The sequence below is a fragment of the Micromonospora sp. NBC_01739 genome (assembly GCF_035920385.1).
Taxonomy (GTDB): Bacteria; Actinomycetota; Actinomycetes; order Mycobacteriales; family Micromonosporaceae; genus Micromonospora.
The window spans coordinates 5,321,069-5,336,862 of sequence record NZ_CP109151.1; the positions used below are offsets into that span (position 1 = coordinate 5,321,069).

At 71.9% G+C, this 15,794-nt stretch carries 16 protein-coding genes; 11 read left to right on the forward strand and 5 right to left on the reverse strand.

Going from position 1 to position 15,794, the window contains the following annotated elements; all coding sequences use genetic code 11:
- The 3 genes from OIE53_RS24095 to OIE53_RS24105 form a co-directional block, all read right to left on the reverse strand.
- Positions 1–3,264, reverse strand: a complete 3,264-nt coding sequence (locus OIE53_RS24095) for an ATP-binding protein (RefSeq protein WP_327023760.1) — start codon at positions 3,262–3,264, stop codon at positions 1–3.
- Between the two features lie 121 nt (positions 3,265–3,385).
- A complete protein-coding gene (locus OIE53_RS24100) occupies positions 3,386–3,748 on the reverse strand; it encodes a hypothetical protein (RefSeq protein ID WP_327023761.1) in 363 nt (120 codons plus the stop codon).
- A gap of 13 nt (positions 3,749–3,761) precedes the next feature.
- A complete protein-coding gene (locus OIE53_RS24105; RefSeq protein WP_327023762.1) occupies positions 3,762–4,079 on the reverse strand; it encodes a hypothetical protein in 318 nt (105 codons plus the stop codon).
- A 344-nt stretch (positions 4,080–4,423) separates the two neighbouring features.
- Here OIE53_RS24105 and folP point away from each other — a divergent pair, with 344 nt between their 5' ends.
- The 7 genes from folP (at position 4,424) to OIE53_RS24140 (ending at position 9,128) form a co-directional block, all read left to right on the forward strand.
- Complete coding sequence (folP, locus tag OIE53_RS24110) at positions 4,424–5,335, forward strand: dihydropteroate synthase (RefSeq protein ID WP_327023763.1); 912 nt, start codon at positions 4,424–4,426, stop codon at positions 5,333–5,335.
- The gene (folB, locus tag OIE53_RS24115) at positions 5,332–5,691 is read left to right on the forward strand and encodes a dihydroneopterin aldolase (RefSeq protein ID WP_327023764.1); all 360 of its coding nucleotides are present in this window, start codon (positions 5,332–5,334) and stop codon (positions 5,689–5,691) included. The genes folP and folB overlap by 4 nt, the downstream gene beginning before the upstream one ends.
- The gene (gene folK, locus OIE53_RS24120; RefSeq protein ID WP_327023765.1) at positions 5,688–6,215 is read left to right on the forward strand and encodes a 2-amino-4-hydroxy-6-hydroxymethyldihydropteridine diphosphokinase; all 528 of its coding nucleotides are present in this window, start codon (positions 5,688–5,690) and stop codon (positions 6,213–6,215) included. The genes folB and folK overlap by 4 nt, the downstream gene beginning before the upstream one ends.
- A gap of 103 nt (positions 6,216–6,318) precedes the next feature.
- Positions 6,319–6,804, forward strand: coding sequence for a DUF3180 domain-containing protein (locus OIE53_RS24125; protein WP_393340340.1), 486 nt, complete (start codon positions 6,319–6,321; stop codon positions 6,802–6,804).
- Positions 6,805–6,935: 131 nt separating this feature from the next.
- A complete protein-coding gene (locus OIE53_RS24130; RefSeq protein WP_327027383.1) occupies positions 6,936–8,156 on the forward strand; it encodes an ABC transporter permease in 1,221 nt (406 codons plus the stop codon).
- 60 nt (positions 8,157–8,216) lie between these two features.
- The gene (locus tag OIE53_RS24135; RefSeq protein ID WP_327023767.1) at positions 8,217–8,522 is read left to right on the forward strand and encodes a hypothetical protein; all 306 of its coding nucleotides are present in this window, start codon (positions 8,217–8,219) and stop codon (positions 8,520–8,522) included.
- A 114-nt stretch (positions 8,523–8,636) separates the two neighbouring features.
- The gene (locus OIE53_RS24140) at positions 8,637–9,128 is read left to right on the forward strand and encodes a hypothetical protein (protein ID WP_327023768.1); all 492 of its coding nucleotides are present in this window, start codon (positions 8,637–8,639) and stop codon (positions 9,126–9,128) included.
- A gap of 66 nt (positions 9,129–9,194) precedes the next feature.
- On the opposite strand, the gene OIE53_RS24145 is transcribed toward OIE53_RS24140, so the two are convergent.
- Positions 9,195–10,193, reverse strand: coding sequence for an ABC transporter ATP-binding protein (locus tag OIE53_RS24145; RefSeq protein ID WP_327023769.1), 999 nt, complete (start codon positions 10,191–10,193; stop codon positions 9,195–9,197).
- A 2-nt stretch (positions 10,194–10,195) separates the two neighbouring features.
- Here OIE53_RS24145 and OIE53_RS24150 point away from each other — a divergent pair, with 2 nt between their 5' ends.
- From OIE53_RS24150 to OIE53_RS24165, 4 genes are all read left to right on the forward strand, one after another.
- The gene (locus OIE53_RS24150; protein ID WP_327023770.1) at positions 10,196–10,882 is read left to right on the forward strand and encodes an ABC transporter permease; all 687 of its coding nucleotides are present in this window, start codon (positions 10,196–10,198) and stop codon (positions 10,880–10,882) included.
- A 34-nt stretch (positions 10,883–10,916) separates the two neighbouring features.
- Positions 10,917–11,639: an ABC transporter permease gene (locus tag OIE53_RS24155; protein WP_327023771.1), complete on the forward strand. Its 723-nt coding sequence runs from the start codon at positions 10,917–10,919 to the stop codon at positions 11,637–11,639.
- A gap of 218 nt (positions 11,640–11,857) precedes the next feature.
- On the forward strand, positions 11,858–12,841 hold the full coding sequence (locus tag OIE53_RS24160; protein ID WP_327023772.1) for a glycine betaine ABC transporter substrate-binding protein: 984 nt from the start codon (positions 11,858–11,860) through the stop codon (positions 12,839–12,841).
- A gap of 147 nt (positions 12,842–12,988) precedes the next feature.
- On the forward strand, positions 12,989–14,551 hold the full coding sequence (locus OIE53_RS24165) for a hypothetical protein (protein WP_327023773.1): 1,563 nt from the start codon (positions 12,989–12,991) through the stop codon (positions 14,549–14,551).
- A gap of 45 nt (positions 14,552–14,596) precedes the next feature.
- Here the strand turns inward: OIE53_RS24165 and OIE53_RS24170 are convergent, their stop codons facing one another.
- The gene (locus OIE53_RS24170) at positions 14,597–15,778 is read right to left on the reverse strand and encodes an NADH-quinone oxidoreductase subunit D (protein WP_327023774.1); all 1,182 of its coding nucleotides are present in this window, start codon (positions 15,776–15,778) and stop codon (positions 14,597–14,599) included.
- Positions 15,779–15,794: the final 16 nt, after the last annotated feature.

Sequence of the window (15,794 nt, forward strand, 5' to 3'; positions counted from 1 at the left end):
TCACGCCTCCAGGTCGGGCAGCACGGTCGGCAGCACCCCGGCGGCGGCAGCGATGGCGGCAGGGGTGGTGTCTAGGTGCGCCAAGAGTCCATCCACATAGGACACGTCGACCCGGACCTTCTGCACCCGGCCGTCGACGTCGCGCATGACGAATTCGCGGAAGCCGAGCCGGTGGGCGGAGGTCGCGTCGGCGGTGGAGAGCGAGGCCAGGGTCGCCTCGTACCCGTCGTCGACCGGGACCCGCAGCAGGCGTAACGCTTCCGAGGCGATCTCGGTGTCCTCGGCGATCCGGCCGACGAAGACGGTGGAGACCAGGTTCTGTACGTCGAGGCCGAGGATGTCTCGGGGGTTCTGCGAGGCGACCAGGGCGGCGAGGTTCCACTTACGCGAGTCCCGGGCGAGCCGGACCAGGAAGGAGCGTCCGGAGCGCCACCCCTCCATGAAGTGTGCCTCGTCCAGGCCCACCAGCTTCCGGGACGACATCGAGCCGCCGTAGCAGCGGCGTACCGCCAGCCGGTGCGCGGTGTGCAGCATCGGCAGGGCCAACGCCTCCTCGGCCGACCAGTACTCCCGTTCGATCTTGAGGTCGGGCAGCCGCAGGCCGGCCATGGTGATCACGGTGAGGGCCGCGTCCGCGCCCAGCAGTCCCTCCGGTGGCCGGCCGAAGAAGAGCATGGCCAGCGGCATCTCGGCGGTGTCCAGCAGCAGGTTGGCCAGTTCCCGGCCGGTGTCGTCGTCGAGTTGGCCCAGGCAGGTGACCACGTCGTCGAGGGTGGAGGTCTCCTCGGCCGGCACCTGGCGGACGGCGTGCCGGAGCAGGGTGGCGGTGGAGGCCTCGCGGGCCACCTGGGGCGGCACCAGCATCATGCAGATGTCCTGCACCAGCATCCGGCGTTCGGCCCGAGCGTTGGAGACCGCGATCTCGAACTCCCGATCCCCGGTGGGCCCGGCGCTGAACTCACTGCGCAGCGGCGTCGGAATCAGGGAGTACGGAGCCAGGGTGCCGTGCTCGGACCCGGTCAGGTTCAGCACCCGGGAGTACGGCCGCAGTTCCGGCATGGCGCAGAGGCGGGCCAGCGGGCCGGAGGGGTCGAGCAGGGTCACCTGCACACCCCGTCGGGCCGCCAGGTAGCCCAGCGCGCCGAGCAGGGTCGACTTGCCACCACCGGGCTCGGCCACGAAGACCGCCAAACCGGAGCGTTCCCGTACCTCCATGGGGAAGTGCAGGTCTAGGAAGACGGGTCGGCGGCAGGTGCCGGCGGTGCGTCCGATCAGGTCCCCGCGGCGGTCACCCACGGTCGAGGCGGCCTGCGGCAGCGCCGCCGCCAGCAGGGGCACCGGCATCCGTCGGACGTAGCCGGTGTTGGCGATCGGCTCGCCGGGGATGAACTCCCGGGCCAGCCAGTCCTGGTTCTTCGGATGTTGCAGCGAGATGCGCAGTTCCCGGGAGTAGAGCTGGATCAGGCGGCGCGCCCGCTCCAGGCATTCCTCCCGGGTCCGCCCACCCACCGCGATCCGGTGCCAGCCGTGGGCCCGGGCGGAGTCCACCGGCAGGCCGGTGGTCATCTCGTCACCGATCACCAGGGCCCGCTTGGCCAGTCGTTCCAACTCCGGCGGGGCGTCGATGCCGTGCTCGGCGTAGTCGAGCTGTTGGGACCGGATCATCCGCAGCCGGTGCTCCAGGTTCCGGAAGGAGTCCCCGGAGCCGAGGATGTCGACCCGGGTGGAGAGCTCCATCGGCCACGGCAGCCGCTCGTGGAAGTGCAGCCAGGGTTCGTGCCGCTCGGGGATCTCCAGGGGCTCCATCCGGCCCACCGCGAGCACGGCCACATGCCGTTCCTCGCCGGTCATCCGGTTGACCAGCTTCACCGTCGAGCCGTACGGGGTGCGGTAGCGCTCCACCTGTTCGGTGAGGGCCAGCAGGTCACCCCGCTCCCAACGCCCGTCGGTGATCGGCGAGAGGGCACCCGGGGGCGACATGCACAGCGCCACCGAGCGGTAGAGCAGCCATTCCAGTTCCTGGGCGGTGACCCGCCGGCCGCGCATGCCGAAGGCGCCGAGCACCTCGTCGAACTGTTCCACCGTGCGGCCCAGCTTGCGACGCTCGCCTTCGGCGACCCCTCGCCCGAAGGTGCGCAGCACCCGCTCGGTGAGTGAGTCGCCGAGGGAGCGGCGGGCGAAGGTGACCCCCAGGTAGGTCTGCCCCTCGGCGTGGTTGACCGACAGCAGGTGCCGTTGGGCCGCCACCAGGTGATCCGCCCAGCCGGTCGTGCCGGGCACATCGGGCAGGGGGGAGGCGGTGTTGGCGTCGATGGTGCGGGCCCACTCGTCGGCCGGGAAGGGGCGGGTGGTGCGCCGCAGGTGCAGCCGGAACCCGGCCAGGCCGGCGTACTGCTCGGAGATCGCCGAGAGCAGGGCCTCGCGTTCCGCGTCCGGGCGGAAGGCCCAGCGCACCTCGGGGAGCCAGTACCAGGCGGTGACCGTGTTCGGGGTGAAGGTCAGGTGACCGGCGATCTCGGTGATCGCCAACTCCACGGCCGGATCACGATCGCCAAACTTGATCTTGGGTGCGCGGACCCGGGCTGGCTTGATCGGTCGGTCCCGGCGGTCACCCGAGCGCTGGCGGGGCGGGGTGGCGGGGCGGGTGGCCGGCGCGGCGGCCCGGCGGTCCGGGGTGGCCTCGATCGCAGGACCCTCGGCAGGGCGCGGCTGGTCGTCGGCCGGGGGCCGGGCGTTCGGCAACCTGTCGCTCGGCGGCGGGAGGACCGGCACGGGCGGGGGCGGCGGTATCGCGGGTGCGGCCGCCGGTTCCACCGGGAGGCGGGGGCTGTCCAGGGGGCGCTCCGGTGCGGTGGGTAGCGCGGACGGTGCCGGGCGACGGGTGACCGGCGCCGGTGCCGGGGTCGGGGCCGGAGGGGTCGCCTGCTGCGGCAGGGCCCGGGTCGGCTGGCCGTTGCCCCGGGAGGCGGAACCCGGCCGGGGGTAGGTGCCACCGAACAGGTCCAGGAAGGGTGAGTCGATGTCGGCCCCGTCCCGGGTGGTCGGTACGGCCGAGGCAGGCTCACCCGGAACAGCCAGGCGCTGCGGCGGGCGGGGGGCCTGGAAGACCCCTACCCCGCCGTGTCCCGGCGCGGTGACCAGGGCCGGGTCCAGCGAGGCGTCCTCGGACTCCTCGGATTGCGGGTAGTCGAACGATCGCGCACGGTTACCGTGCGGCGCGGTCGAACGCCCGGCCGGGGATCCCGGCGTGGAGGAGCGGCTCATGCGATCGCCCGACCCGTGTCCGCAGCCCTGGCCCGATGGCCACGGGGCGGCTGCGGCTCCGCCTCGCTCGCCGCCGGGTTCACCGGCAACCCTCCTGAAGGCCGGTACGGCGTGCAGCCGGTCATGCCAGTTCCTCCCGGATCCTGATCCCGCTGCCGACCAGGCGCGGGTCGCGCTGCTCGGCGGCCGGCTCCCGGGTGCGTCGCCAGTCGGTCAGCGCGGTGCGGATCACCATGCGCGCCGGCCGGTCCGGATCGACGTACCGGAAGACGAACGAGGTGGTCACGATGGCCAGGGCGATCTCCCACGCGGGGAAGAGTTCGACCTGCAACGTGAACAGCCAGTGGATGAACATGTAGAGGGGAACGAGCAGCAGGAACAGTCCGTACTGGGCGTACGGCAGGTGGACCGGAAGGGTGTAGCCGGGTGGCCCGAGATAGACCAGGCGGGCCCGGTAGATGTCGTCGTCGGTGCGCAGCCGCATCTCGTGCCCGCGCCTATTCGAAGATCAGGTTGATCAGGAAGTCGCCGATGAAGAAGAGGGTGGCGGCTCCGGCGATGAAGGCCAGTCCGACGATCGCGATGGCGGAGCTGGTCAGCACCTTCGAGATCTCACCCCGGCTGGCACGGCCGATGAAGATGACCCCCAGCACGGCCAGCAGGATCGGGGCGATCTTGCTGGCGAAGAAGGTGACGACGCCCTCGGTGTTGATCCCCTTCGGCTCCTCGGCCGCGAGTGGAATCGACGATGCCAGGGCGGAGAGCAGGTGGGCGGCGTTGCTGGACGCTGATTCCATCAGCTCGATGGCGATCACTGGAACCTCCCCAAGTCGCGGCCGGCGGCGCCGCGGTGGTGCAGTAGGCAAGCCTTGCGGGATGGGTGCTCACTCTGCGCAGCGCCCGAGACCCTGCGTGCATAGCTCGCCACGGTAGGTGGCGATTTTTGGGCGGATTAACCCCGCTTTGGCCCTCCCTCCAAGCGTCGCCATCTCGATGCTGGGCAATTCCACAGCGTACGGGCCGCCCCCCTTTGCGACAACCCGCGAAGAGTCTGCCCGATACCGCCCAGACGACCGATCGTACACATGTTTCAATTGCCATGTCAGTGCCCTGGCCCCGGGCTGATCGGGGCGGTCCCGGCGACCGGTACCGTCTAGTCGTGACCGATCTGGTACGGGCCCCGGCCCCGGTGGTGATGGGCGTCCTGAACGTCACGCCCGATTCGTTCTCCGACGGCGGACGCTACGCCGACGTCGGAGCCGCTGTCGCACACGGCGTCCGGCTACGCGACGAGGGTGCCGGGTTGGTTGATGTCGGTGGAGAGTCGACCCGGCCGGGTGCCGAACGGGTCGATGCCGAGACCGAGGCGGCCCGTGTGGTGCCGGTGATCCGGGAGTTGGCCGAGGTCGGCGTGCCGGTGAGCATCGACACCACCCGGGCCCGGGTGGCCGAAGCCGCCCTGGCGGCCGGCGCGGTGGTGGTCAACGACGTCTCCGGTGGGCTCGCCGACCCCGATATGGCCCGGGTGGTCGCCGACGCCGGCTGCCCCTGGGTGCTGATGCACTGGCGGGGCCACTCGCAGCGGATGACCGAACTGGCCCGGTACGACGACGTGGTCGCCGAGGTACGCACCGAACTCGGCCAGCGGGTGGAGGCGGCGCTGACCGCCGGGGTGGCCGCCGATCGCATCGTGATCGACCCGGGGCTCGGGTTCGCCAAGACGGCCGTCCACAACTGGCAGCTCAGCGCCCGGCTGTCGGAGTTGCTGGACCTCGGCTATCCCCTGCTGTTCGGCGCCAGCCGCAAGTCGTACCTCGGTCTGCTGCTGGCCGGACCGGACGGGGAGCCACGACCCACCGGCGGCCGGGAGGCGGCCACGGTCGCCACCAGCCTGCTGGCGGTCGCCGCCGGTGCCTGGGGGGTACGGGTGCACGATGTCCGCGCCACTGTGGATGCCCTGGCCGTCTGGCGGGCCACCGGTAGCCCCCGACTGGCCGCCGAGGGCCCGCGGTCCGACACCCCTGCGGCGGACCTGGCCGCGATCGGCGAGCCCCAGGAGGTACGGCCGTGACCGACCGGATCGAGTTGACCGGGCTGCGCGCGCACGGGCGGCACGGGGTGTACGACTTCGAACGCGTCGCCGGGCAGGAGTTCGTCGTCGACGCGATCCTGGAACTGGATCTCGCGGCGGCGGCCCGCTCCGACGAGGTCAGCGACACCGTGCACTACGGCGAGTTGGCCGAGCGGCTGGTCGCGGTGATCACCGGGGAGCCGGTCAACCTGATCGAGACCCTGGCCGACCGGCTGATCACGGTATGCCTGGCCGACCCGCGGGTGCACGCCGCGACGATCACCGTGCACAAACCCGAGGCGCCGATCCCGCACACCTTCGTCGACGTGGCCGTCACGATGCGTCGGGCCCGATGAGCCGCGCGGTGCTCTCCCTGGGCAGCAACCTGGGGGACCGGATCGCCAACCTGCGTACCGCCGTGCGGCTGTTCGGCGATCACCTGCTGATGGCCTCCGGGGTGTACGAGACCCCACCCTGGGGAGACACCGACCAGCCGGCGTACCTGAACGCGGTTCTGCTGGTGGCGGACCCGGAGGCCGGCCCGCACGACTGGTTGACCCGGGCGCAGGCCGCGGAACGGGCGGCCGACCGGGTCCGCGACCCGCAACGGCGGTTCGGCCCCCGCACCCTCGACGTCGACGTGATCACGGTCTGGGGCGACGACGACGAGCCGGTGATCAGCGACGATCCGGAGCTGACCCTGCCGCATCCCCGGGCTCACCTGCGCGCCTTCGTGCTGCGGCCGTGGATCGACCTCCAGCCCTACGGCGAGCTGCCCGGACACGGCTGGTTGACCGATCTGCTGACCAACGGACCGGCGGCGACCGAGGTCGCGGAACTGCGTCCCCGACCGGATCTGGCGTTAGAGTCGAGGACATGAGCCAGCGGCAGCGAGCGAAGGATCAACGCGGTGCCGTGGCGCCTTTCGGCACCGCCCGCAGGCGGCCGACATGACGCAGAACCCACCGCCTGACGGGTCGCGGATGCGACCCACCCGCCTGTCCACCCTGGTGGTGAGCGCCCTGGTCGCCGCGGCGGTCGCCTGGCTGCTGATCAGCAGCATCTACTACGACCGGCTGCCGCCGTTGCCGTGGTTGCCGGTGGTCACCCTGGCCGGGCTGGCCGTCCTGGAGGCGTACGCCGCGATCAACACCCGGGGTCGGATCGAACGACGACCGGGCCGGGACCCGGTCAACCCGCTGATGGTCGCCCGGTTCGTCGTACTGGCCAAGGCCTCCGCCCTGGCGGGTGCGATCTTCGCCGGTTTCTACGCGGGACTGACCGGCTGGTTGCTGGTCGAGCCGACCCGGGCCGCGGCCGACGACCGACCGGCGGCCATCGCCGGGCTGCTGGCCTCGGTCGCCCTGGTGGCGGCGGCGCTCTGGCTGGAACGGTCCTGCCGGGTGCCGGACCGGCCGGACGACGAGCGTGAGCCCGACGACTGGGAGCCGCATCCGGGTCGCCGCTGAAGCCGGCCGCCGCACGGGGGTTACGTCCGGATGCGGGCGCGGGTACGGTGCCTGCGACCGCAGGGCAAGCGGTCACCACCTATATGCCCTCTCGTCGAAGCAGTCCGGGCGGCCGCTGGAAGGCAGGCATGATGGCGTACGACGAACCAGGCCGCAGTGGGCAGTCGGAGTCGACCCTGGTCGGGCCCAATCCCGGCGCGGAAACCGTCGCCGACGACCTCCAGAACGGTGAGCCGGGCCGGGACCGGTTCGGGGTCTACGTGTTCTGGGAGACCCTCCTGCTGCTCGGTTTCGGTGCCCTGGTCTATCTGCTCTGGCAGGAGAATCCGGCCGCCCTGCGCGGCAACGGGTTGCGTGCCCTCATCGTCGATGTGGTCGCCCTGGGCCTGCTGGCGTTGGCGGCCGGGCTGAGTCTGCGTACCGCTGCGGTGAACCTGGCCATCGGCCCGGTGGCGGTCGCCGCCGGGTTGCACTTCGCCGAGCAGAGCGACCGGGGCCTGCTGGTCGCCGTCGGCACCCCCGCTGCGGTGGCTGCGGTCGGTGGCCTGCTGCTGGGGCTGACGGTCGTGGTGCTGCACGTTCCCGGCTGGGCCGCCAGCCTGGGCGCGGCGGCCGGTGTCGTCGTCTACATCGAGCAGCGTGCCGCGCCGGTGCTGGTGCAGGGGGACTACGACCCGCGCGCCATCGCCGGGCAACTCTTCGTGGGCTTCGCCGCGGTCACCGTGATCGGGGGGCTGTTCGGCGCGATCGGACCGGTCCGCCGGCTGGTCGGCCGGTTCCGTCCGGTCGCCGACCCGGCCCGACGGCGTGGGGTGGCCGCCGCGGTCGTCACCGCCGGTGGGTACGTCTGCTCCACCGTGCTGGCGATGCTCGCCGGTGCCCTCCTGGCGTCGGTCGACGGGACGGTCACCCCGGCGGACGGGTTGGACTGGACCGTGCTGGCCGTCGGCGCGGTGCTGCTGGCCGGCACCAGTGCCTTCGGTCTGCGCGGCGGGGTGTTCGGCACCCTGCTGACGGTCGGCGCGGTCGGCCTGTTCCTCGCGTATGCGCAGGCCCGGGGCTGGACGGTCAGCCGGTGGCTGATCGGGGGAGCCGTGCTGGCGGTCGGGCTGGGGGTGACCCGGCTGGTCGAGAGGCTAGGTCGGCCCGCCTCGGAACCGGCCCGACCGGTGTCGCCGCCGGCCGCCGGGGAACCGACCGGGGGTGCCGGCGGCTGGGCGATGTCCCAACCGGAGCCGGTCGGCGACTGGCCACCGGTCCTGCCCGCCCAGTCAACCGACAACCCCACCGATCCGTGGGGGCCACGCCGGTGGGAGACCAACTCGCCGATCTGGCAGGCCGACGACCGGTAGTGGGCGGTTCAAGGGTGTCGTCGACGCGCCGAATGTGATCTCGGCGGTTAGGCTCGGCCCATGACCGACACATCATCGAGGTCCGGCGGCCGGTCGTTCGAAGAGTTGGACGTCCTCAGCACGGAGGAGCTGCGCGAGCAGGCCTTCGCGGTGGCTCGGGAACGCCGGGACGTGAAGTTCTTCTGGTCGGTGCTGCGGCACCTGCCGAACGCCGACGAGGCCGCCGCCCTCGACGGGGCCCCGAACTCTGTGGGGCCGACGGTCGACGAGGCGGTGGCCCTGTGGCGGGAGATGACCGGCCACGGCTACGAGGAGTCCGCTCCGCTGCTGCGTGCCGCCTTCATCGACTACCTGATGAAGCACTGACCTGCCGGACCTCTCGGCCTGCCGGCGACAGGCGGCGGTCGGCCGGTCTCGGCATACCGCCATAAACCGCGCCCTGGCGTTTGCTGCCGTCGATCCGCTGGGAACTAGCGGGCCATGGCTCTCACCAATCGATACAAGTCCGCACCCGGGGCCGGCACTCTCGCCGCCCTCCTGCTCGTCCTGGTCTTCGGCAGCCCCTGGTACGCCGACTGGGCCGCAGACAACACCGATCCCGACAGCGCCGGCGGGTGGTTCCTCAGACTGCTCGCCTGGCCCGCTTGGCGGTTCGACTCGTCCGACTCCATTCAGGAGATCATCGCGGCGGACCTCAAGGCGATCCTCCTGGTCGTCCTGACCTTCGTCTTCCTCTACCTGCTGCCGGGGTCCCAGTTGGCCCGGGCCCGGGGCACCCTCAGCCAGTTCTTCGCCGGCTGGGCGGCGTACGTCTTCGCCGCCGCCCTGGCGGCCCTGCTCACCGCGTTGATCCGGAGCAACCCCTCGCTGCTCGGTGCCTTGCAGGCCGCCGGCGACGGGGCGGAGTACGGGCTGTTCACCGGCTGGATCATCGGCATCGCCACGCTCGGTGGCTGGCGGGGACGTCGTTGACGCCGTGGCCGGCCCGGTGATCCTTGATCCCTGGCCGGCGCGGTGCCAGCAGGTCAGCCGCTCGAGTCAGCCGGTCGGATCCGACAGCGCCAGGACCTGTTCCCGGCGCAGGAGTCCGACCGGCCGACCCTGTTCGGTGACCACCACGGCGGGCGCACCGGTCGAGGTGAGCAACGCGGCCAGGGCGTCGTACGCCGAGCCGCCCAGGGCCACCGTCGGCAGCGCGGCCACATCCTCGCCGGGCAGCGGCGCGAGCACCTCCCGGGTGACCGGGGTGACCACCAGCCGGCGGACTCCCCGATCGGCGCCGACGAACTCGCGGACGAACCCGGTGGCGGGGGCGCCGAGCAGGGTTCCCGGGGTGTCGTACTGCTCCAGTCGGCCCCCCTGGGAGAGCACCGCGATCCGGTCGCCGAGTCGGACGGCCTCGTCCAGGTCGTGGGTCACCAGGATGATGGTCTTGCGTACGGTGGCCTGCAGCCGCAGGAACTCCTCCTGAAGCCGGGTGCGCACGATCGGGTCGACAGCGGAGAACGGCTCGTCCATCAGCAGGACCACCGGGTCGGCGGCCAACGCCCGGGCCACCCCCACCCGTTGGCGCTGACCGCCGGAGAGTTCGTGCGGATAGCGCCGCCCGAACTGCCCCGGGTCCAGTCCTACCAGCTCCAGCAACTCCTCGACCCGGCTTCGGGCGCGGTCGGAGGCCCAGCCGAGCAGCCGGGGCACGGTGGCCACGTTCGCCGCCACCGTCTGGTGGGGAAACAGCCCGACGTTCTGGATGACGTACCCGATCCGTCTACGCAACCGCACCGGATCGGCCCGGGTGACGTCGGAGTCGCCCAGCAGGATCCGTCCGCTGGTCGGCTCGATCAGCCGGTTGATCATCCGGAGCACGGTCGACTTGCCGCACCCCGAGGGGCCGATCAGCACCACCAGTTCACCGGCCTCGACGTGCAGGCTGAGGTCGCGGACCGCCTCGGTGCCGTCCGGATATCGTTTGCCGATGCCCTCCAGGGTGATCGACGCCGCGCGCTGGCCGTCGTCGGCGGCCGGGGTACCGTCCACGTATGTCCTTCCGCCTGAGCTACCGGGCCGACCCGGGCAATCCGTGGTTCTCCTGGCAGTACGTGCGGGACAACTCTGACACGGTGCTTGCCGCCCTGCGGGACCACACCACCCTCACCCTGCGAGCGGTGCTGATCGCCACCCTGATCGCCGTCCCGCTGGCCGTGGTGGCGTACTGGTTCCGGTCGCTCACCGGGCCGATTGTCGCACTCACCGGGGTGCTCTACACCCTCCCGTCCTTGGCCCTGTTCGCCTTCGTCGCGCCCTATCTGGGCATCGGGGTGGCTACCGTGCTCAGCGTGGTGGTGCTGTACGCGCTGCTGGTGATCGTCCGGAACACCCTGGCCGGGCTCGATCAGGTGCCGGCGGAGGTGCGGGAGGCCGCCGAGGGCATGGGGTACGGCCGTTGGGGCCGACTGCTGCGGGTCGAACTGCCGCTGGCCCTGCCCGGCATCCTGACCGGCCTGCGGTTGGCCACGGTCTCCACGGTCGCGCTGATCACCGTGGGGGTGGTGATCGGGCGGGGTGGGCTGGGGCAGATCATCTTCGCCGGGTTCAACAACAACTTCTACAAGGCGCAGATCATGACCGGGACCCTGCTGTGCGTACTGCTGGCACTGGTGCTCGACCTGATCCTCGTCGGTGTCGGCCGGCTGCTCACCCCCTGGACGCGGGGGCGGCTCGGATGAGGGCCTGCGGCGGCGGGGGTGACCGGAGGTGGGAATGAACCCCGTACAGCAGGCGGTGGTCTGGCTCAACGACCCGCTGAACTGGACGAACCCGGGCGGCATCCTGGACCGGCTCGGCGAGCACGTCACCATCTCGGCCGCCGCGGTCCTGCTGGGCTGCCTGGTGGCCTGGCCGTTCGGGCTGTGGCTGGGGCACGCCGGACGGGGTGGCGGGCTGGTCGTGCTCATCTCCAATGTCACCCTGGCGGTGCCCACGCTGGCCCTGCTGACCATTCTCCCGTTGACCTTCCTGGGCTTCGGTAAACCGGCCGTGATCGTCGCCCTGGCGGTGTTCGCGGTGCCGCCCCTGCTGGCCAACGCGTACACCGGGGTCCGGCAGGTCGATCCGCAGACCCGGGAGGCGGCCCGGGGGATGGGGATGACCGGCGGGCAGGTGCTGCGCCAGGTGGAGTTGCCGCTGGCGGTCCCCTACCTGGCAGCCGGCTTCCGGACCGCCGCGGTCCAGGTGGTGGCCACGGCGGCCCTGGCGACCTTCGTCAACGGTGGAGGACTGGGCGAGATCATCCGACTGGGGTTCGGGCTGAGCATCGCGGTGGGCGGCGGCCAGATTCTCGCCGGTGGCCTGCTGGTCGCCGGGCTGGCGGTCAGCGTGGAGCTGCTGTTCGGGCTGGTCGAGCGGCTGGTCACCCCAGCTCCGCTGCGCCGCGCCCGACGGCGTGCGGCCGGTCGCGCTGCGAACGCGGTGACCGGGTCCTGACCTCCTGCGCCCTGAGCGGCGCTACACCGGCCCCCCTTCGACCAGGGCGGTTGGTGACGGTCCGGTGACGAAGGCGGTCAGAAGTTGTCGGTAGCGCGCGGCAGGATGTTGGGTGGATCTGCGGGCGGCCGAAGGGCGGATCGCCCGTCGGACACGCGGCCGGCCCGAGGGGGCCGCGCCGGGACACGGAAGGCGGGTTCATGCGCGCAGGGAGAAGATTGTCCATCGCCGTCGTCGGCGCCCTGGCTGCGGCCGGTGTGTTGGCGGGCTGCGGCGAGGCCGGCTCGTCCGGCACCGAGGCCCCACCCGAGGCGGCCTCGGGCGAGGGGTGCGCCCCGGTAGCCGGCGAGCAGCTGATCGCGCTGACGGACGACAAGGCCCTCCAGAACGCCGACAACATCATCCCGGCGATCAACACCAAGGCGGCCACCCCCCAACTCGTCGCCGCCCTGGACAAGGTCTCCACGGTGCTCGACACCCCGAAGCTGGTGCAGCTCAACAAGGCGGTCGATGTCGACCGCAAGAGCGCCCAGGCGGCCGCGCAGGAGTTCAGCACCGCCAACGGGCTGGCCGAGGGTGTCGAGAAGGGACCGGGCGGCAAGGTCACGGTGGGGGCGGGCAACTTCACCGAGAGCGAGATCATCGCCGAGCTCTACAAGATCCAGTTGACCGCGGCCGGTTACCAGGTGACCGTCCAGCAGATCGGCAACCGGGAACTGTACGAGCCGGCGCTGGAGAAGGGTGAGATCCAGGTCGTCCCGGAGTACGCGGCGACCATGGCCGAGTTCCTCAAGGGCAAGACCGGTGGTGGCAGCGAGCCGGTCTCCTCGCCGGATGTCGAGAAGACCGTCACCGCCCTGCGTACCCTCGGCGAGCAGGTGGGGATCAGCTTCGGCCAGCCGGCACCGGCGCAGAACCAGAACGCCTTCGCGGTGACCAGGGAGTTCGCCGACAAGTACGGCGTGCGGACCCTGTCGGAGTTGGCCGACAAGTGCTCCGGTACGGCCACCGTGCTGGGCGGGCCGCCGGAGTGCCAGGAGCGCCCCTTCTGCAAGCCCGGCCTGGAGCAGACCTACGGTCTCTCGGTCGGCTCGTTCTCCTCTCTGGACCAGGGCGGACCGTTGACCAAGACCGGTCTGCGCAACGGCACCATCAGTGTCGGTCTGGTTTTCTCCACCGACGCGGCCTACGCCACCAGCTGAGCCGAGCCGCCGCCCCGGCTGAACCGGCCGGGGCGGCGGGGGCCTCGCTGCTCCGGGCCGGTCAGCGATCAAGGTCGAACTTCGGCATCAACTGTCGCCGTTGCCCCCGGTTTCCTGGTAACCCAACTCTCGGTAGGCTGCGGACCCATGCCCGCAACGGTGCCCACCGATCCGCGCAGCAAGCAACTGTTGACCGCCCTCTTCTGGGGTGGGGTGGCGCTGGCCCCGGTAGCGGCGCTGATCCTGCTGGTCGCCGACGGCAACGGTCCACTGCGGTTCGCCGCGCTGCTGGCCATCATGGCCGTGGTGCTGATCGGGCTGTCCATCACCCTGCGCGCCGACAGTGGTGGCGAACAGCACGCCGAGGAACTGCGCGCGGAAATCGAGCAGGTGCAGCGGGAACTGCGCAGCGAGATCGTGGCCGCCGCCCAGCGGAGCAATCAGGCGTTGAACGAGGTCGAGCGGGTCCAGCAGGCGCTGGCCGGGTTGCGCCATACGACGGCCGCAGCACCGGCTCCCTCGACCGGAAGCGCCCCACTCGCCGATGGGGAACCGGTCGGCGCAGGCCGGGCCCGGGTGGCGATGGAACCAGAGGCACCACCCCCCGCCGTGGAGCACCCCGCCCCGCCCGCTCCGGAGGACCGGCCGACATCGGCGCCCTACGGGGCACGGCCGGCACCGGCCCCCTACGCCGACCGGGCCGCGTCGGCTCCCTACGGGGAACGGCCCGCGCCCGGTGGCCCAGGGAAGCGGCCGGGCAGCCCCGGCGGGGTGTACGGCTCGGCCCAACCGGCAGGCCAGGGCGTGGTCCGGCACACCGAGACCGTGCATGTCACCACTCGACACACCATCGTGGATGGTGGGGCGATGGGTGACCCGGCAGGCTTCGGCGGCTACGTCCCGCCCTGGCCCGGCGACGACCGGTCGGCACCGAGCGATCCGGTCACCCACCGCGAGGACCGACCGGCGTACCGCGAGCAGCGTCCGGCATACCGCGAGGACCGCCCCGGGTACGGCGAGGACCGTCCGGCATACCGCGAGGGTGGTCCCGGGTTCCGCGAGGAGCGCCCCACGTACGGCGAGGACCGCCCGGCGTACCGGGACGGCGGGCCGGGGCTCCGCGAGGAACGCCATGGCTACCGGGACGAAGGCGACTGGGCGGCCTCCCGCGAGGAGCGCGGTCGGGGCGAGAGCGGACCGCAGTGGGGGTCCGCCGCCGAGGTGGCACCGGACTGGCCGCCCCGCGCGGACGACACCGGGGAGTACTGGGCCCAGTTGCGGGCCGGGGACCGTTGGGCGGCCGTCCGCGACGACGAGCGGGGACGTGAGTACCGGGCCGGTGAACGTCACGCAGAGGTGAACGCCGACCACACCGGCACGGAGTACCGGGTGGCGGACCGCTGGGCCAGCGTCCGCCACGGCGAGCCGCGTCGAGCGGCCGACGGCGACGAGGGATGGCGGGACGGACCGGCCGAGGATCGCCGACCGGCCCTGCCGCCCGGCGGGGTGCCGGTCCCGGAGGAGTGGCGCGCACCGCGACAACGCGGGCACCACCCCGAGGCTGGTCGGGGCCCTCAGGCCGAACCGGTGCGGGGGTACCAGCCCGAGCCGCCCCGGGGACATCAGCCGGAGCCGTACGGCCGTCGGCACCGGGCCGAGGACACCGGCTACGGTCCGCCGGTCCAGGACCCGGGAAACCGCTGGCACTGACCAGGCGCGAAAAGTCGGTCCGCCGCCCCGGAGAGCCCTGGCGGATCACTTGTCGATGTCGCCGACCACGAAGAACATCGAGCCGAGGATGGCGATCAGGTCCGGCACCAGACAGCCGGGCAGCAGGGTGGCCAGGGCCTGCACATTGGCGTACGAGGCGGTGCGCAGCTTCAACCGCCAGGGGGTCTTCTCCCCCCGGGACACCAGGTAGTAGCCGTTGATGCCGAGCGGATTCTCCGTCCAGGCGTAGGTGTGCCCCTCGGGGGCCTTCAGCACCTTCGGCAGCCGGGTGTTGATCGGCCCGGTCAGCCGGTCGACCCGGTCCAGGCACTGTTCGGCCAGGTCCAGTGAGGCGTACACCTGGTCCAGCAGCACCTCGAACCGGGCGTGGCAGTCACCGGTGGTGCGGGTGACCACCGGCACCTCCAGTTGGTCGTAGGCCAGGTAGGGCTCGTCGCGGCGCAGGTCCAGGTCCAGCCCGGAGGCGCGGGCGACCGGGCCGGAGGCGCCGAAGGCGGCGGCCTCGGCCGCGGAGAGCACCCCGATGCCGACCGTACGGGCCAGGAAGATCTCGTTGCGTCGGATCAGGTTGTCCAGGTCGGGCATCCGGCGGCGTACCTCACCGATGGCGGCCCGGGCCCGGCCGGTCCACCCGGAGGGCACCTCCTCCTTCAGCCCACCGACCCGGTTGAACATGTAGTGGATCCGCCCGCCGGAGACCTCCTCCATCACCGCCTGGATGGTCTCCCGTTCCCGGAAGGCGTAGAACATCGGGGTGATCGCGCCGATCTCCAGGGGGTACGAGCCGAGGAACATCAGGTGGTTGAGCACCCGGTTCAACTCGGCCAGGGCCATCCGCAGCCAGGTCGCCCGCTCCGGCACCTCCATGCCCATCAGCCGTTCCACGGCCAGCACCACGCCCAGCTCGTTGGCGAACGCCGAGAGCCAGTCGTGCCGGTTGGCCAGCACGATGATCTGCCGATAGTCGCGTACCTCGAACAGCTTCTCCGCGCCCCGGTGCATGTACCCGACGATCGGCTCGGCGGAGATCACCCGTTCGCCGTCCAGGACCAGCTTCAGCCGCAGCACCCCGTGGGTGGAAGGGTGCTGGGGTCCGATGTTGAGCACCATGTCCGTGCCGAGCTGCTCCCCGCCGGTGCCCGCCACCAGCCCAGCTCCGGTGCCGACGGTCAGCTCACGCAGGTCGCCCGTGGTCATGCCCGCCATCGTGCCATGACCGGCC

What these genes read in the sequence shown, in the direction of transcription:
- OIE53_RS24095 (WP_327023760.1), bottom strand. Translation starts at nt 3,264, where the DNA reads ATGAGCCGCTCCTCCACGCCGGGATCCCCGGCCGGGCGTTCGACCGCG.
- OIE53_RS24100 (WP_327023761.1), bottom strand. Translation starts at nt 3,748, where the DNA reads ATGCGGCTGCGCACCGACGACGACATCTACCGGGCCCGCCTGGTCTAT.
- folK (WP_327023765.1), top strand. Translation starts at nt 5,688, where the DNA reads ATGAGCCGCGCGGTGCTCTCCCTGGGCAGCAACCTGGGGGACCGGATC.
- OIE53_RS24125 (WP_393340340.1), top strand. Translation starts at nt 6,319, where the DNA reads ATGCGACCCACCCGCCTGTCCACCCTGGTGGTGAGCGCCCTGGTCGCC.
- OIE53_RS24130 (WP_327027383.1), top strand. Translation starts at nt 6,936, where the DNA reads ATGGCGTACGACGAACCAGGCCGCAGTGGGCAGTCGGAGTCGACCCTG.
- OIE53_RS24135 (WP_327023767.1), top strand. Translation starts at nt 8,217, where the DNA reads ATGACCGACACATCATCGAGGTCCGGCGGCCGGTCGTTCGAAGAGTTG.
- OIE53_RS24140 (WP_327023768.1), top strand. Translation starts at nt 8,637, where the DNA reads ATGGCTCTCACCAATCGATACAAGTCCGCACCCGGGGCCGGCACTCTC.
- OIE53_RS24150 (WP_327023770.1), top strand. Translation starts at nt 10,196, where the DNA reads ATGTCCTTCCGCCTGAGCTACCGGGCCGACCCGGGCAATCCGTGGTTC.
- OIE53_RS24155 (WP_327023771.1), top strand. Translation starts at nt 10,917, where the DNA reads ATGAACCCCGTACAGCAGGCGGTGGTCTGGCTCAACGACCCGCTGAAC.
- OIE53_RS24165 (WP_327023773.1), top strand. Translation starts at nt 12,989, where the DNA reads ATGCCCGCAACGGTGCCCACCGATCCGCGCAGCAAGCAACTGTTGACC.
- OIE53_RS24170 (WP_327023774.1), bottom strand. Translation starts at nt 15,778, where the DNA reads ATGGCGGGCATGACCACGGGCGACCTGCGTGAGCTGACCGTCGGCACC.